This window comes from Streptomyces sp. NEAU-sy36 (assembly GCF_013423905.1).
Classification (GTDB): Bacteria; Actinomycetota; Actinomycetes; order Streptomycetales; family Streptomycetaceae; genus Streptomyces; species Streptomyces misionensis.
The window spans coordinates 5,939,321-5,955,688 of sequence record NZ_CP058977.1; the positions used below are offsets into that span (position 1 = coordinate 5,939,321).

General features: G+C 72.6%; 11 protein-coding genes. 6 read left to right on the forward strand and 5 right to left on the reverse strand.

From position 1 onward, the window contains the following. Positions 1-245 precede the first annotated feature (245 nt). The 3 genes from HZZ00_RS26000 to HZZ00_RS26010 all read right to left on the reverse strand — a co-directional run bounded on the left by HZZ00_RS26000 (position 246) and on the right by HZZ00_RS26010 (position 7,441). Positions 246-4,106, reverse strand: coding sequence for a tetratricopeptide repeat protein (locus tag HZZ00_RS26000; protein WP_180328726.1), 3,861 nt, complete (start codon positions 4,104-4,106; stop codon positions 246-248). 41 nt (positions 4,107-4,147) lie between these two features. After that, positions 4,148-4,480 carry a trypco2 family protein gene (locus HZZ00_RS26005; protein ID WP_180328727.1) on the reverse strand — a complete coding sequence of 111 codons (333 nt, stop codon included), beginning with the start codon at positions 4,478-4,480 and terminating at the stop codon, positions 4,148-4,150. Positions 4,481-5,038: 558 nt separating this feature from the next. Beyond that, a complete protein-coding gene (locus HZZ00_RS26010; protein WP_180328728.1) occupies positions 5,039-7,441 on the reverse strand; it encodes a M4 family metallopeptidase in 2,403 nt (800 codons plus the stop codon). A 156-nt stretch (positions 7,442-7,597) separates the two neighbouring features. On the opposite strand from HZZ00_RS26010, the gene HZZ00_RS26015 reads away from it, so the two are divergent. After that, positions 7,598-8,557 carry a LysR family transcriptional regulator gene (locus tag HZZ00_RS26015; RefSeq protein WP_180328729.1) on the forward strand — a complete coding sequence of 320 codons (960 nt, stop codon included), beginning with the start codon at positions 7,598-7,600 and terminating at the stop codon, positions 8,555-8,557. Between the two features lie 48 nt (positions 8,558-8,605). On the opposite strand, the gene HZZ00_RS26020 is transcribed toward HZZ00_RS26015, so the two are convergent. Further along, on the reverse strand, positions 8,606-9,184 hold the full coding sequence (locus HZZ00_RS26020) for a Dps family protein (RefSeq protein ID WP_180328730.1): 579 nt from the start codon (positions 9,182-9,184) through the stop codon (positions 8,606-8,608). Between the two features lie 215 nt (positions 9,185-9,399). Next, complete coding sequence (locus HZZ00_RS26025) at positions 9,400-10,368, reverse strand: alpha/beta hydrolase (RefSeq protein WP_180328731.1); 969 nt, start codon at positions 10,366-10,368, stop codon at positions 9,400-9,402. 342 nt (positions 10,369-10,710) lie between these two features. On the opposite strand from HZZ00_RS26025, the gene HZZ00_RS26030 reads away from it, so the two are divergent. The 5 genes from HZZ00_RS26030 (at position 10,711) to HZZ00_RS26050 (ending at position 16,322) form a co-directional block, all read left to right on the forward strand. After that, positions 10,711-12,600 carry an amidohydrolase gene (locus HZZ00_RS26030; RefSeq protein ID WP_180328732.1) on the forward strand — a complete coding sequence of 630 codons (1,890 nt, stop codon included), beginning with the start codon at positions 10,711-10,713 and terminating at the stop codon, positions 12,598-12,600. Between the two features lie 100 nt (positions 12,601-12,700). After that, positions 12,701-13,363, forward strand: a complete 663-nt coding sequence (locus HZZ00_RS26035; RefSeq protein WP_180328733.1) for a hydrolase — start codon at positions 12,701-12,703, stop codon at positions 13,361-13,363. A 49-nt stretch (positions 13,364-13,412) separates the two neighbouring features. Next, on the forward strand, positions 13,413-13,919 hold the full coding sequence (locus tag HZZ00_RS26040) for a DoxX family protein (protein ID WP_180328734.1): 507 nt from the start codon (positions 13,413-13,415) through the stop codon (positions 13,917-13,919). A 4-nt stretch (positions 13,920-13,923) separates the two neighbouring features. Continuing rightward, positions 13,924-14,661, forward strand: a complete 738-nt coding sequence (locus HZZ00_RS26045; RefSeq protein WP_180328735.1) for a YoaK family protein — start codon at positions 13,924-13,926, stop codon at positions 14,659-14,661. Further along, on the forward strand, positions 14,658-16,322 hold the full coding sequence (locus tag HZZ00_RS26050) for an MFS transporter (protein WP_257585341.1): 1,665 nt from the start codon (positions 14,658-14,660) through the stop codon (positions 16,320-16,322). The genes HZZ00_RS26045 and HZZ00_RS26050 overlap by 4 nt, the downstream gene beginning before the upstream one ends. Positions 16,323-16,368: the final 46 nt, after the last annotated feature.

The window sequence follows — 16,368 nt, forward strand, 5'->3', positions numbered from 1 at the left end:
ACGCGCGCGGCGCCTCCACCGCCTGCGCCAGTCCGCCCGGTCGGAGGCCGGTGGCAGGCTGGGCCGGGCTCCAGCCGGGCCCGCCCGGCAGCACCGTCCCCCAGCGCAGAGCTGCCACGTGCCGGCGCTGGGGCGTCCAGTTCGGTGACGCCGCGGGGCGGCGGCGCCCCGCGAGGGTCGCCCGGGGCCCTGCCGGTGACGGCATGCCGCCGGTTCACCGCGGCCACGGCGGCCACCGCACGCCTTCAGCCGGTCGCCCCGAGGTCATCGCTCAGGTCGTCCCGGAGGCGCAAGGCTTCGGGGAGGCCGCGCAGGCGCGCCGGGCTCGTCTCCGGGAGGCGGTGGAAGCACTCGACGGCGCTCCCCACCGCCGTCAGTGCCTGGCGGAGGTCTCCCAGCGAGGCGATCAGCATGGCGTATCCGAGCAGCGTGCCGGCGAGGATCGGCAGGTAGTCCGGATCGTCGCCGACCAGCCGGTCCAGGAGCTCCACAGCGCCTCGCATCACGAGCGCGGCGGCTTCTCCCCGCTCGGCCGCCGCCAACTCGGCGGCCAGGGCGCTCAATTGGGCTGCGAGCGATCCCTCCCTGGCGACGGCCAGCTCGACCGGGTACCAGGTGCGCCAGATGGCCGACGCGGTGAGCCCCACCTCGACAGCGAGGTCGGGACGGCCTGCCTCCCCCAGCCGGCGGCAGAGGGGCACCAGAGCTTCCCCGATCTCGTCGGCGTCGGTGGCCTCCGGGTCCGCGTTCAGGAGCCGGCCGAAGACCTCCACCGCGTTCAGTTCCGCCTCGGCCGCCCGTTCGTGGTGGCCGGCCGCCCACCGTTTCGCGGCCAGGGTCTGCAGCGCCCCCACCAGGCTCCGGCCTACCGCCACCAGGCTCCGACCTCCGGTGTCCAGGTCTGTCTCCGCGGTCTCGAAAAGCAGTTCGACGGCCTCTTCGAGTGGCTCGAAGAGCCGGTCCTCATATCCTGCTTCCGCGAGGAGGTCCGCGAGCTTCAACAGCTGGTGTGCGAGCCACACCCGCAGCTCCACGGTGCCGCCGGCAGCGAGCCTGCGGGATATCTCCAGGGCCCGCGCCTGGGCGGCGAGGGCATCGACGTGTTGGCCGGCCGCGGAGAGCAGGCCACCCAGTTCGGCAAGAGCGAGAGCGAGGTAGGGCTCGTACTCCTGGGGCTCCTCGGCCGCCAGCTCGTGGTAGGTGTCCACGGCCGCCCCGGTGTGGGCGAGTGCCTCGTCGGCCTGCTCCACCCGGCGCGCGACGACGCCCGCCCTGTACTGCGTGCGCGCGAGTTCCGGCCTGCCTGTCCCGGGGTCCGCGTCCGACAGCCGCCGACGGACCTCCACCATCTCCCGGAGCACCGGCAGCGCCTCCTCGGGGCGGTCCTCCTCCAGCGGCTTTGCGAGAAGGCCCAGCGCCCGCGCCAGCGCGGGGTCGTGGGCGGCCGGGTCCCGGGCAGCGAGGCGCCGCCTGATCTCCAGGGATCTGCGCACGACGGCGTGCGCCTCCCACTGCCGGCTCTCCGCGGTCAGGAACATCGCCAGGTTCTCCAGGCAGCCCGCCAGCCGATCCTCGTACGGCGCCGGGTACTTCGCCGCGAGCCGTTCCCAGATGCGGACGGCGGCCTCGATGTGGGGCAGCGCCTCCCCCGTGCGGCCCAGGGCATGCAGCCGCCCGCCGAGATCCGTCAGCGCGGACGCGAGGTGCGGCTGGTAGGCCCCGGGCTGCGGAACGTAGGCCCAGATGTCGCCGGTGATCCGGCGGAATTTCCTCACTGCTTCCTCAGTCGCTTCGCGCGCCTCGTCGTGGCGGTCGGCGTTGGCGAGGTGGTTGCCGAGATTGGCCAGCGATATGGCGAGCTGCGGTTCGTACCGCGAGGTGTCGCTCGCCGCGAGCCGCCGTCGGATCTTCACCGCCTGGCACTCGGCGTGCAGGGCTTCCTGCGGGCGTCCCGTCTCCGTGAGGCGTATGGCGAGGTGGGACAGCAGGTTCGCCAGCGCGGGTTCGGCGGATGCCGGATCGAGTGCCGCGCGCCGACGAGCTTCCTCGACCAGGCCCTCGACGAGCTGAAGGGCGACCGAGCTGAGCAGGGAGGGGGATCCGGACGGAACGGGAAGGGACTTCGACACCTCCTCGACCGCGTGGACGTCCAGTGCCGCGCCGGTCAGCGCCGACTCCATGACGGAGGTGACCTGTGCGCCGTCCCTCGTCCGACCGGCGTTGTAGTGAGCGGTCACGGCGCGGGACAGGACGGTGAGGATCCGGGCCTGCTGCGCGGAGCCGGCTGCCCGGAGCAGGTCCGGCAGCCGAACCCTGCCGCTGACGAGGACGGCCGCGCAGTGGAACTCGGCGACGCGGTCGGGCTGAAGCGACCCCCAGTAGCGGTCCGGTTCGGCCGGGTACAGCCCGGCCACCCACTGCGCGGTGCCCGGAATCCGGTCGGCGGGCAGATCCGGGATCGTGTGAAGCACCCGGGCGGCCTCGTCCGCGGAGCGCGCCCCGGTCAGGGCGGCGACGGCGACGACGGTCCCCAGCGTGCTGGTCGGCAGGCCCAGCCGGAACGCGGGGGCGTCGGCGGCGCTTTCCCAGAAGCGTCCCTCGTGCTCCAGCAGGATCCTCTCCGCCGGTGCGCCCGACGGTACGTGCGCGGGCCGGGGCCCTCGCTGCAGCAGTCCGCCCAAGGCGGTCATCTGCAGGGTCAGAACGCTGTCGTACCGGGCGTGGGCCAGGTCGTCCGGCGGGTGAAGGCCCGCGGCCGCTCCCGCCCAGTCGTGACCGGGCAGCGAGGAGACGCAGGGCAGCAGGAGCGCCAGGTCCCGGGCGGCCTCCTCGAAGGCGGTCCGCCGCTCCTGCGTGGTTCCCCACCCGCCGGGCACCAGCGGGCCCAGTTCGGTGACCGGCGCTCCGGCCAGCAGCCTCCGGACAGCGGGCAGGGCGGTCATCGGGTCGCTGCGCCACTCCCCGTCCGACCGGGCGAGAAGCAGCACCCGGACCCGGTGGCGGGAGCCATGAAGGTGGGTGACGATCCGCCGCACCAGGCGGGGCCGTGTCTCCGCGTAGTCGACGACGATCAGCAGCGGCAGGGCCGTGGTGAGCGGCGTGAGATCGGGGGCGGCGTCGTGGTCGGTGAGGTCGGAGCGCAGATGACCGGTGACCCAGCCGCGGAGGCGCAGGTCGTCGGCGAGACGGCGGGCCAGGCGGGACTTGCCCTGGCCGCCGGGCCCCGTGAGGACGCGGACCTGTGCCGCGGCGGGACCGTCGGTGCACCAGGACGTCAGGTCGGCGAGTTCGGCGTCCCGGCCGCGGAAGGTGACGGCTTCGGCGTCCGCGCGGAGCAGGGCGGTCGGTGAGTCCAGTACGCGTACCGGGGCGGCCGGCGCGAACAGGCCCACGGTCTCCGCGGGTTCGAGGACGGGTTCCCACCCGGTGCGGTCATGGACGGTGGCCAGGAATCCATCGTCCAACAGCAGGTTTGCGGCCGTCGTCGCGGTCAGTCTGGTCCCTCCGTCCGCTCTCCGGTCACGGCGGACGAGCCCGCACAGCAGGTCGTCGCCGGCCAGGGCGCCGTCGCTGAGGACGGCGGCCCCCGATATGCCGGACCAGCGGCCGCTGTCCTTGGTCCCGGGCCGCACGGGCACAGTGGGATCGGTGCTGGCGATCTCGTAGCGTCCGGCCAGGGTGCCGGTTCCCGGCGCGATGTGGCCGGTGAGCTGTTCGTCCCAGCGTTCGCCGCCCACGGGGTCCTTCTGCATCCGGGGAAATCCGGTGAGGGTGACCGGCCAGGGACGTGTGCCGATGAGGTGACCGAACCGCTGGCGCAGGAGGGGGTTCGTCAGGGACTCCGGTGTCTGCCAGTCACCGCTCTCGGCGATCTCGACCAGTGCCGCGTCGACCGTCTCGTCCTGGCGCCGCCAGAGGACGACCGCGGGGAACTCCCGGCTGCTCACGTCCGGACGGGCGACCGTCACCGCGCCGGACGGCGCGTCGGCCAGGACGTGGGCGGCGGTCAGTACGAGTCTCGGCGCGATCAGGTAGCCCGAACCGAAGACCCGGGTGTCCGTGCCCGGTCTTCGGGCCCGGACCTGTACTCGGCGGTCGAACTCCACGATCCCCCCCGTCGTGCCGGTCCGCTCGCTGCCGGACGTCCCTATTCGACGTCGCTGACGTCGATACCGACACCCTCGGGCGAGTGGGGCCGCAATGCCACCGTCACCGTGTGGGTGGCTGTCCGGGTGCTCTCCTTCTTGCCGTTCAGACCGATGACGCTCCATCGCAGGCCGCCGTCGACGCCTTTCGTCCCGGTCAGCTCCAGGCCGAGTTCGAGCGTGATCTCCTCCAGCGTGAACAGCACGCCCCGATGGCCGAGACCCGCCGGGTCGGCGATCCGCTCCTGTGCCTCTGCGATCTGGTCCCGCAGCAGGGTGATGGCATCGGCCAGGTCCATCATCTGCGGTTCGGACCCGCCGTTCGCACCGGTCATCTCGCCCCGTTTCCCCCACACCGGTCCGCTCCACCGCCGCCACGACGAGGACCGTCCGGATGCCCTTGTCCCCTGGCCCCCCAGAGAAGCCGGCCGCCACATCGACCACCGGCTCAGCCACTGTAGTGCGCGGCCGGGCGTACGGCTCCGGGTCTGGGCGAAGTCGTTGGACGGTTCTCCGTGCCTCGCCCGGGCGCTTGCGTCGGCGGCAGCCGGTTCTCGTTCCCGGCGGGATCACGGGGGCGGTGCGGGGGGACCACTCCGCCGCCTCACGTCGAAAGCGGCGGGGACACCTCGCCGTGACACGTCACAGGTTCTCGATCACGTGGTCGACGCACGCGGTCAGTGCCTCGACGTCCCGGGTCGATCGCCGGGAACATGGCGATGCGCAGCTGGCTGTGGCCGAGCTTGCGGTAGGGACGCCGTTGCCCGCCGCGCACAACGGGCAAAGGCGGGGGCCCCAACAGGCGCCCCCACGGCCCGCCGAGCCGACCTGCCATGGTCCCGCACCCCGGGAAACGGCGTGCGGGACCCTGTTCGGCTGGTTCGGATGCCTGCTCAGCTGGTCGTCAGAGCGGTGTCGTCCACGACGAAGTCGGTCGCGACATAGGCGTCCTCGACGCCGGTGAACTTCAGGGTGACCGTCTGGCCCGCCAGCGAGGACAGGTCGAAGGTCTTCAGGGCGTAGCCGGAGGCCGCGTTGGCGTTCGAGTACGTCGCCAGGGTCTTCGAACCGGCGGTCACCGTCAGCTTGTCGTAGGCGGTGCTGCCGACCTCCGCGGTGTCGATGTGCAGGTAGAAGGACAAGGTCGCCTTGCAGCCCGCGGGGATCGTCACCGACTGGGACAGCGTGTCGGTGTGCGCGGAGCCCCAGCCGTTGAGCCAGGCCGTCCAGGAGCCGCCGTGGGCCGGTTCACGGCTGTCGTTGTTGATGACGCCGCTGTCGGTCCAGCCGGTGTCGCCGGACTCGAAGCCCGGGTTGGCCAGCAGCTGGGTCGAGGTGCAGCCGCCACCGCCGCCACCGCTGGTGCTGACGGTCCAGGTGAAGGTCGCGGTGCCGGTGGCACCGGTGGAGTCCTTCACGGTGACGGTGGTGCTGTAGGTCCCGGCCGTGGTCGGCGTACCGGAGATCACACCGGTGGAGCTGTTGATGGACAGGCCGGTGGGCAGGCCGGAGGCGCTGTAGGTGAGCGCGCCGCTGCTGGTGCTGGACGCCTGGACCTGGAGGCTGACCGCGGTGCCCACGGTGGAGGACTGGCTGCCCGGGTTGGTGACGGTGACGCCGCTGCTGGGCGGGGTGATGTGGCTGCCGACGTTGATGCCCGCGAAGGCGTTGCCGACGGCCGCGTACTGCGCCGAGTTGGCGCCGTACAGCGCCGAGGCCGCGTTGAGGGCGGCGGTGCGGGCACCGGCGTAGTTGGTGCTGGACGTCATGTACGACGTCAGCGCCTTGTACCAGATCTGCAGGGCCGCGTCGCGGCCGATGCCGGTGACGGCCACGCCGTCGGAGGTCGGGCTGTTGTAGGTCACGCCGTTGATGGTCTTGGTGCCGCTGCCCTCGGACAGCAGGTAGAACATGTGGTTGGCCGGACCCGAGGAGTAGTGCACGTCGAGGTTGCCGAGGGAGGACGACCAGGAGTCCGCGGAATTGCCGTCCTTGCTGGGCTTGTCCATGTAGCGCAGCGGGGCGCCGGTGCCGTTGATGTCGACCTTCTCGCCGATGAGGTAGTCACCGGGGTCGGACGAGTTGTTGGCGTAGAACTCCACGCCCGTGCCGAAGATGTCGGAGGTCGCCTCGTTGAGACCGCCGGACTCGCCGCTGTAGTTGAGCCCCGCGGTGTTGGAGGTGACACCGTGGCTCATCTCGTGACCCGCGATGTCCAGCGAGGTCAGCGGGTCGTTGTTCCCGGTGCCGTCGCCGTACGTCATGCAGAAGCAGCTGTCGTCCCAGTAGGCGTTGGCGTACGAGTTGCCGTAGTGGACGCGGGAGTAGGCTGCCTGGCCGTCGTTCTTGATGCCGCTGCGCCCGAAGGTGTTCTTGTAGAAGTCCCACGTCTCCTGGGCGCCGTAGGCGGCGTCCGCGCCGGCCGTGGCGGCGTTGGAGTTGGTGCCGTCGCCCCAGGTGTCGCTGCTCTGCGAGAAGAGAGTGCCGGTGCCGGAGGTGCCGTGGTTGAGGTTGTACGTCTTGTGGCCGCCGCGGGTGGCGTCGGTCAGGGTGTACGACGAGCCGGACTGGGTCGTGGTCAGCGAGACCTGGCCGCTGTAGCGGGTGTTGCCGACGCCGGTCTCGATGCCCTGGTACCGGTACAGCTCCTTGCCGGTGGTGGCGTCGGTGATGACGTGCAGCTTGCTGGGCGTGCCGTCGTCCTGGAAGCCGCCGATCACGGTCTCCCAGGCGAGCTTGGGGGTGCCGTCGCCGGCCCAGATCACCTTGCGGGCGCTGTCGGCGGCGGGCTTGGCGGCGTCCAGGGCCTTGGCGGTCTTCAGCGCCTTGCTCTCGGCGGCCGACTTGGCGACGGTCGCGGTGGTGGAGGACACCGCGATCCTGTGCTTGTTGTTGTACGTGGCGCTCACGGTGCCGGCCGCGAGCGAGGCGGGCGGGGTGTGCACGACGAGGTCGCCGCCGAGGACGGGCAGACCGTCGTAGGTCCGCTCGTAGCGCGTGTGCAGCGTGCCGTCGGCGTCCTTGACGACGTCCTTGACGACCAGCTTCTCCTTGGCGCCGAGGCCGAGGGTGCGGGCGGTGTCGGCCGTCTTGTCCTGGGCGCTTCGGATCAGTGCCTTGTGCTGCGCCGGGCTGAGCTTGGCCTCCAGGGCACCGGTGCGCAGGGGGCTGAGGTGGCGCGCGGCGGGGGCGGAACCGCCCTCGGCGGCCGCAGCGGCGGTGCTCGCGAGAGTGCCCGCGAGGCCCGCCGTCAGTGTGAGCGCGGCGAGGGCCGCCGTGAGTCTGGTGGGGTGCACGTCTGCTCCAGTCCGTAACGGGGAGTCAGTGGGATGCGCCGAGTATGGGCGTGAGCATGGCAAGAAAGGGACATCCCACCGCTCATAAGACCGGAGTTATGACCGGCCCCTCCCGGACCCCTTCTGGGCGTGCGTAACCCTGTCTATGCTGGTGAAATGCAGTTGGAGTTGAGGCATCTTGAGGCTGTCCGCCGGATAGCGGAAGCGGGCAGTCTGGGGCGCGCGGCAGGTCAACTCGGGGTGTCCCAGCCGGCTCTGTCCGCGCAACTGCGGCGGATCGAACAGGTCACGGGCGGCGAGCTGTTCGTCCGTGGCAGGCTCGGCGTCGAGCCCACGCCGCTGGGCGAGTTCGTCCTCTCCGTGGCGCGCCGGGTGCTCGGCGAGATGGACGCCCTGACCGCCGGGACGCGAGCCGCCGCGCCCCATCCGACGTTGCGGCTCGGCTGCATCCAACTCGTCCTGGTCGACCGGCTGTTCCCGTTCATGGAGGAGGAGTTCCCGGGCCACGAGATCGACATCGCCATCGAGCACTCGGCGATCACGCTCACCCGCATGCTCGGTGCCGGACAGTACGACGCGATCTTCTACGGAGAACTGGCCGACCACGAGGTGAAACTTCCCGACGCCGTGTCGGCCCGCACCCTCATACCGAGAGAACCGTCGTGTGTGCGTCTGTCGGCCGCCCACCCGCTGGCCGGGCAGGAGCAGATCGAACTCGCCGATCTGGCGGACGACACCTGGACGACGCTCACCGACGACGGCGACGGCGGACCGGAGGCCATGGCCGACGCCTGCCGCCGGGCCGGCTTCACACCGAAACTGCGCTACCGGATCGCCGACCGCAAGATGCGTTGGGAACTGATCGCCGCCGGACGGGCCGTCTCGCTGTGCCAGCCCGCCTCGCCGTACGTCGAGGGCACGGTGCTGCGCCCACTGGCCGGCGACCCGCTCACCGGGCGCATCCGGCTCGCCTGGAACCGGGCCGCGGTCTCCGAGCGGCGCGCCGGCCTGCTCTACCGGGCGGCAGCACGCGCGTACCTCGACAGCATCCCCGACAACACCTTCTACCGCGCGTGGTGGGAAGCCCGCCCCGAGCTGCACCCGGTCCTCGACTGAGCACGCCCGCGGGCCGGGCGGGGACCGGGACGCGCCGCCGCGCCGGGTTCAGGAGCGCACGAGGGGCGTGTCCACCAGGTGTTCGGCCAGGAACCAGGACTGGAGCTCGCCGGTCCTGATCACCTGCGAGACAAGGAGGTCGTTGGTGCCGTCGTCGCCCAGCTCGGCCGTGCGCGCGGCGGCGTCGTGGGCCTCGACGAGGATGGCCTCGTGGGCCTCCAGCAGCCGCGACAGCATCGCCGGGACCTCCTCCACGCCGTCCGGAGGCCGCGGGATCGAGGTGATCTCCGCGACGTGCCGGGGGTCGCCGACGGCGACGCCGCCCAGCGACTGGACGCGCTCGGCGAGGGTGTCGATCAGCTCCAGCTGCTCACCCGCGTGCTTGTCCAGCACCAAGTGGAGCTGGTAGAAGGTCGCGCCCCGCATCAGCCAGTGGTGCTTCTTGTAGAGGCCGTACAGGATCTGCGTGTCCGCCAGGACCTTGTTCAGGCGCTGGCAGGAGTACATCCGGGCCTCGTAGGACAGGCCGAGCGGGAACTGCTTGACGGTCCCGAAGTCCTGGATCACCTCGCCCTTCTGGTGCAGCCACGGCTGGCTGCCGCTCACGTGATGGGAGCTGGTGGTCATGTCTTCCGCCTCCTGCGGTGCCGTGCTGTGCGTACCCCGGTGACGCTAGGCGGCCCCGCGGCCCCGGCTTGCCCGGCAGCGCACACGGCGGTGCCCGTCAGCGCACGGCGCGCCCGCGGTTCGCCGGCGGCACACGCGCGAAGGCCGCGCGGAGCCCCTGGGGGGTTCCGCGCGGCCTTCGAAGGGTGGCCGGGTGGGGCGCCGCGCGTCGCGGATCAGGCGTGCAGGGCGGAGTGGAGGACGAAAGCCGCCTGCTTGATGGCCGCGTCGGCGGCGTGGGTCTCGCGCAGGGCGTTGAGCATGACGAAGTCGTGGATCACACCGGAGTAGCGCACGGCGGTGACGGGCACGCCGGCCCGGCGGAGCTTGCCCGCGTAGGCCTCGCCCTCGTCGCGCAGCACGTCGGCCTCGGCGGTGATGACCAGGGCCGGGGGCAGCCCGGTGAGCTGCTCGGTGGTGGCGCGCAGCGGGGAGGCGGTGATCTGCGCCCGCTCCGCCTCGTCCGTCGTGTACTGGTCCCAGAACCACTGCATGCCGTCGCGGCGCAGGAAGTAGCCGGTCGCGAACTGGTGGTAGGAGCCGGTGTCGAAGCTCGCGTCGGTCACCGGGTAGAACAGCACCTGCTGCACCAGGGCGACGTCCCCGCGCTCCTTGGCCATGAGCGTCAGTGCCGCGCTCATGTTGCCGCCGACGGAGTCGCCTGCCACGGCCAGCCGGGAACCGTCCAGGCCCTTGGTCCCGCCCTGCCGGACGATCCACTGGGCGACCGCGTAGTTCTGCTCGATCGCGACGGGGTAGCGGGCCTCGGGAGACAGGTCGTACTCCGGGAAGACGACGGCCGCGTTCGCGCCCACGGCGAGTTCCCGCACCAGGCGGTCGTGGGTGTGGGCGTTGCCGAAGACCCAGCCGGCGCCGTGGATGTACAGCACCACCGGGAGGGTGCCCTCGGCGCCGGCCGGCTTGACGATGCGGGCGCGGACGCTGCCGGTCGGCCCGCCGGTGACGGTGATCCACTCCTCGTCCACCGCGGGCTTGGCGATGTCGCCGGACTGCACCTCGTCGACGGCCTTGCGGCCCTCGGCGGGGGCCAGGTCGAACAGGTAGGGCGGGTTGGCGGTCGCCTCGGCGAACGCGGCCGCGGCCGGCTCCAGGACCGGCTGGACCGGCTCGTAGACGTGGGACATGAGAACTCCTGATTCAGGTACGCGCCGGGTGTTTCCGGCGACGCGGGCCGCCCCGATGCGCAGATCCGCCGGGCCGTGCTCCCCCACGCTAGGAGCGCCGAGCGGGCGGCCGTTGCCCCTGCGCGCACCGGTCCTGGACCCAGCGCGCACGGTGCGATCCGCAGTGCGCTCAGGGGCAAACGCCGGTGCGCTGACCAGAAACCGGGCCGGTGCGGGCGGTCCTAGCGTGATCGGCGAAGCAGCCGCGGCACGGTCCTCGTGCACCTTGCCCCTTCCCGGGCGGACTCGGACGCGGCCCGGTCCCCATCCCACGCTGTGCGCCCCGCAGGAGGTTGTCGAAAGGTGTCCACGATGCCGGTCGGCGGGCTGATACCCCGCGCCACCGACGACGCGGCGGACCTGATCGTCCGCAACGCCAAGATCCATACCGGTGATCCCCGCCTCCCGCAGGCCGAGGCGATCGCCATCCGCGACGGTGTCGTCACCACCGTCGGCGGCGACAAGGACGTGGCCGGCCAGGTCGGTCCCGCCACGAGGGTGATCGACGCGCTCGGGCGCAGGGTGATCCCCGGTCTCAACGATGCCCACCTGCACGTGATCCGCGGCGGCCTCAACTACGTGCTGGAGCTGCGCTGGGACGGCGTCCGCTCCCTGCGCCAGGGCCTGGCCATGCTGCGCGAGCAGGCGGCCCGCACGCCCAAGGGCCAGTGGGTGCGCGTGGTCGGCGGCTGGTCGGCCGAGCAGTTCGCCGAACGGCGGCTGCCCACCGTCGCCGAGCTGAACGCCGCCGCCCCGGACACCCCGGTGTTCGTCCTGCACCTGTACCAGGCCGCGATCCTCAACCGCGCCGCCCTCCAGGCGGTGGGCTACGGCAAGGACACCCCCGACCCGCGCGGCGGGCAGATCGTGCGCGGCCGCACCGGCGAGCCCACGGGCATGCTGCTGGCGGCGCCCAGCGCCCTGATCCTCTACTCGACGCTGGCCAAGGCGCCGGTGCTGGACGAGGAGCACCGCAAGACGTCGACCCGTCACTTCCTGCGGGAGCTGAACCGGTTCGGGCTCACCTCGGCGATCGACGCGGCCGGCGGGTTCCAGAACTTCCCGGAGAACTACGAGACGGTCACCGAACTCGCCCGTGCGGGCGAGCTGTCGCTGCGCATCGCCTACCACCTGTTCCCGCAGACCGCGGGCCAGGAGATCGACGACCTCACCCGCTGGATCGGCATGGTCCGCCCCGAGGACGGCGACGAGTGGCTCCGGCTCAACGGCGCCGGCGAGAACCTCACCTGGGCGGCGGCGGACTTCGAGAACTTCGCCGAGCCGCGCCCCGAACACGCCCCGGACTACGAGGTGGAGTTCGAGAAGGCCGTGCGTCTCCTCATGGAGAACGACTGGGGCTTCCGCCTGCACGCCACCTACGACGAGACCATCCGCCGCGACCTCGCCGTGTTCGAGAAGCTCGCCGCGGAGGGGCTCTTCCCCGGCGGGAACCGCTGGCTGTTCGACCACGCGGAGACCGTGTCGGCCGACAGCCTCGACCGGATCGTCGCCCTCGGCGGCGCCATGTCGGTGCAGAACCGGCTGTCGTTCCAGGGCGAGGCGTTCGTCCGCCGGTACGGCATCGGGGCCGCCGCGGACGCCCCGCCGATCCGCGCGATGCTCGGCCGGGGCCTGACCGTGGCCGCCGGCACCGACGCCACCCGCGTCTCCTCGTACAACCCGTGGATCGCGCTGCACTGGCTGGTCACCGGCCGCACCGTCGGCGACCTGACCATCCATCCGCCGCACAACCGGGTCGACCGGGAGACCGCGCTGGAGATGTTCACCACGGCCGGTGCCGCGCTCACCGGCGAACAGGACCGCAAGGGCGTGCTGCGGCCCGGGTTCCTCGGTGACCTCGCCGTGCTGTCGGAGGACTACTTCGCGGTCGCCGACCCGGAGATCGCGCACATCGAAGCCCTGCTGACGGTCGTCGGCGGCCGCGTCGTCTACGGCGCCCGCGAGTACGAGGGCATGGACGAGCAGATGCCTCCGGTGACACCCGAGTGGAGCCCGGTGGCGCACTTCGGCGGCTACCAGGCCGCCCCGGCCGGTGGCAGGTCGGGAGTACGCCAGGCCGAACTGCTCGGCGAGGCCGCCGCCGAGTCGGAGCTGCACCGCCAGTGGCGCGCCCGCCGCGGACTCGCGCCCGAGCAGGACAGCCCGGTCTTCGACCCCTGCTTCTCCCTCTGAGCCGGTCGCGCCCACCGCGATCAGGCCCCAGGACTTTTCCTCCCCCCGGTCCCGTACGACCGTCCGCGACCGCTGCACCTCATCAATGAAAGGCATACTCATGACCGACATCGCCGCCGTCACCGCTGCCCCCAGCCCGGACCTGCTGACCCCCGACAACTGCGCGGTGCTCTTCGTGGACCACCAGCCGCAGATGTTCTTCGGCACCGGCAGCGGCGACCGCACCGCCATCATCAACGCGACCGTGGGCCTGGCCAAGGCCGCCAAGGTCTTCGACGTCCCGGTGGTCCTGAGCACCGTGGCCGCCGAGTCCTTCTCCGGTCCGCTCATGCCGCAGCTCGCGGACGTGTACCCCGACCAGAAGATCATCGACCGCACCACGATGAACGCCTGGGAGGACCCCGCCTTCGTGGAGGCCGTCAAGGCGACCGGCCGCAAGAAGCTGGTCATCGCGGGTCTGTGGACCGAGGTCTGCGTCGTGCTGCCCGCCCTGTCGGCGCTCGCCCAGGACTACGAGGTCTACGTCGTCACCGACGCCTCGGGCGGCGTCAGCCCGCAGGCCCACGAGCACGCCGTCCAGCGGATGGTGCAGGCCGGCGTGGTGCCGGTGACCTGGGTGCAGGTGCTGCTCGAACTCCAGCGTGACTGGGCGCGCGCGGAGACGTACCTGCCGGTCATGGACGTCGTGAAGGAGCACGGCGGCACGTACGGCCTGGGCGTCGTCTACGCGCAGGCCGTCATCGGCGAGCACGCCGCCGGCTGACACCCATCCCACGGTCGACGACGGACGTCAGGAGCAGGCAGAGAAGGCAATGGACAGCGGACTGTTGGTGCTCCGGCTGGTGGTGGGAATCCTCATCGCCGGACACGGGGTGCAAAAAGTCAGTTTCCGGCTGGGCGGCAACGGGCTGGCCGGGGGAACCGAGGAGTTCCGCCGCGACGGCTTCCGCGGCGGGCGGCTCACCGCCCTCGCGGCGGGCGGCAGCCAGATCGGTGCCGGCCTGTTCCTGGCGGCCGGACTCCTCACTCCCCTGGCGGCGATGGCCGCCATGGGTGTGATGACGGTGGCCGGCACCGTCAAGTGGCACAAGGGGCTGTGGGTGCAGAACGACGGTTACGAGTACCCGCTGGTCCTCGTCACCGTCGCCGCGGCCCTCGCGCTCACCGGGGCGGGCCGCTGGTCGCTCGACCACCTCGCCGGCGCGGCTTCCTGGCCGCTGTGGACCTCCCTCGCGGCGATCGTCGTCGGCCCGGCCAGCGGGCTGATCACCCGCGCCGTGCTGGGGCACGCGCCCGCCCCCGCCGCGGACGGGAGGTGACGGCATGCGCAGGCTGCTGACCGACGCCGCCCGCACCCTCGTCCCGCCGAAGGGCGACCGGCACGGGCCGCTGCCGCCGCTGATGCTGGGACTGACCGTGGTGACCGGTCTGATCGACGCCGTCACCTACCTGGCGCTCGGGCACGTCTTCGTCGCCAACATGACCGGCAACGTCGTCTTCCTGGGCTTCGCCCTGGCGGGCGCGCCGGGCCTGTCCGCGCCCGCGTCGCTGGTGTCGATGGCGTCGTTCCTCGCCGGAGCGCTGGCCGGAGGGCGCCTCGCCACCCGCTACGCCGCACACCGCGGGCGGATGCTGACCTCGGCCACCGCGGTCCAGACGGTTCTGGTCGCCGGCGCGGTGCTCGCCGTCGCGCTCGGGCACGACGAGGTCACCGACCCGGTGAAGTACGCCCTGGTCGTGCTGCTGGGCATCGCGATGGGGCTCCAGAACGCCGTCGCCCGGCGCCTGGGCGTCCCGGACCTGACCACGACCGTGCTGACACTGACCCTGACCGGGCTGGCCGCCGACTCCGCCCCGGCCGGCGGGGCGGCCCCCCGGCCCGGTCGGCGGGTCCTCTCCGTCCTGGCCATGTTCCTGGGGGCCCTGGCGGGCGCCCTGCTCCTGCGGCACGCCTCGCTCCTCCTCGTGGTGGCCCTGGCCCTGGTGCTGCTCGCGGCGGCACTGGTCGCGGTCCGCCGCCACTGGTCCTCCGACGCCGACTGGACGAGGCCGCAGTCGTGAAGCAGGCGCGGGACTCGGCCTGGGCGCCGCTCGCGGCGCGCGTCTTCCGCGCGCTGTGGATCGCGCAGCTGGTGTCCAACACCGGCAGCTGGATGCAGACAGTCGGCGCCCAGTGGCTGCTCCTTGGGCACGGTGCCGCCCTGGTGACGCTCGTGCAGACCGCGTCCAGCCTGCCGGTCGTCCTGCTCGCGCTGCCCTCCGGGGTGCTGGCCGACCGCCACGACCGCCGGAAGCTGCTGCTCGCGGCCCAGTTCGCGATGCTCGCCGTCTCCGCCGTGCTCACGGTGCTCGCCTTCCGGGGGGCGCTCGCGCCCGGCCCGCTGCTCGCCCTCACCTTCCTGCTGGGCTGCGGTACGGCACTGATGGGTCCGGCCTGGCAGGCGATCCAGCCGGAACTCGTGGCGCGCGAGCAGCTGGGGCAGGCGGCCGCGCTGGGCGCCGTGAACATGAACCTCGCCCGTGCCGTCGGCCCGGCCCTCGGCGGCGCGGTGGTCGCCGCCGCGGGCGCGGGCTGGGTCTTCGCCTTCAACACGCTGTCGTACCTGGGCATCGCGGGGGTGCTGCTGCTGTGGCGGCGGCCGGCGGCACCCGAGCCCACCGGGCACGGCGAAGGGCTCCTCGCAGCCGTGCAGGCCGGCCGTCGCTACGTCCGGCACGCTCCCGGTGTGCGCCGGGTCCTGCTGCGCACGGCTCTGTTCATTCCGGGCGGGGCCGCCCTGTGGTCGCTGCTGCCCCTCGTCGCGAGCCGTTCGCTGGGGCTCGGCTCCGGCGGGTACGGGCTGCTGCTCGGGGTCGTCGGGGCAGGCGCGGTCGGCGGTGCCTTCGCGCTGCCGGTGTTCCGGCGCCGGCTGGGTGCCAACGGCACGCTGGCCGCCGGGGCGGCGGTCTTCGCCGCGACGCTGGTGCTGCTGGCCACGACCCGTCTTCCCTGGCTCGCGGCGGCGGCCCTGCTGCCCGCCGGGACGGCCTGGATCGGCGTGCTGTCCACCCTCAACGCCGCCGTCCAGCAGCGGTTGCCGGGCTGGGTGAGGGGCCGGGGGCTCGCCATCTATCTCGTGGTGTTCCAGGGCGGGCAGGCGTTGACCGCGCCCGCCTGGGGCGCGCTGGCCGACGCGCTGGGACTGACCGTCGCCCTGCTGACCGGGGCCGGGCTGCTGGTGGCCGGTGCGCTGAGTGTGCGCCGCTGGCCGCTGCACGGCGTGGAGGGGCTCGATCCGAGCCCCTCCGACCACTGGCCCGTGCCGCCCCTGGTGTTCGAACCGGGACCGGCCGACGGCCCGGTGCTCGTGTCCGTCACGTACCGGGTCGCCCCCGAAAATCGGGCCGCCTTCAGCGACCGCATGCGGCACGTGGCGCGCTCCCGGCGCCGCACCGGCGCCCTGTCCTGGGGCCTGTACCAGGACGGCCGTGATCCGGACCGGTTCGTGGAGAACTACCTGGTGGCCTCCTGGTCCGAACACCTGGCCCAGCACCACAGCCGGCTCACGGCCAACGACCGCCGCTTCGAGGAGCGGGCCCGCGCCCTGCTCGTGGCGGGCACCGCGCCCGAGGTGACCCATGCCTTCGACGCCACGGCCGGTCCCGTGGTCGCCGCCGGCGAGCCGGACACGGGCGCGACAGAGGTCCCGGGGGCGGAGCGTCGCAGCGGTCCCCCGGCCTGAGCCCGGGGCATGCCCCCGGGAAAGCACGGAAGCCGGGCGGGTGGAG

Coding starts and splice junctions, on each gene's coding strand:
- HZZ00_RS26005 (WP_180328727.1), bottom strand. CDS start 4,480: ATGACCGGTGCGAACGGCGGGTCCGAACCGCAGATGATGGACCTGGCC.
- HZZ00_RS26045 (WP_180328735.1), top strand. CDS start 13,924: ATGCGCAGGCTGCTGACCGACGCCGCCCGCACCCTCGTCCCGCCGAAG.
- HZZ00_RS26020 (WP_180328730.1), bottom strand. CDS start 9,184: ATGACCACCAGCTCCCATCACGTGAGCGGCAGCCAGCCGTGGCTGCAC.
- HZZ00_RS26025 (WP_180328731.1), bottom strand. CDS start 10,368: ATGTCCCACGTCTACGAGCCGGTCCAGCCGGTCCTGGAGCCGGCCGCG.
- HZZ00_RS26015 (WP_180328729.1), top strand. CDS start 7,598: ATGCAGTTGGAGTTGAGGCATCTTGAGGCTGTCCGCCGGATAGCGGAA.
- HZZ00_RS26035 (WP_180328733.1), top strand. CDS start 12,701: ATGACCGACATCGCCGCCGTCACCGCTGCCCCCAGCCCGGACCTGCTG.
- HZZ00_RS26040 (WP_180328734.1), top strand. CDS start 13,413: ATGGACAGCGGACTGTTGGTGCTCCGGCTGGTGGTGGGAATCCTCATC.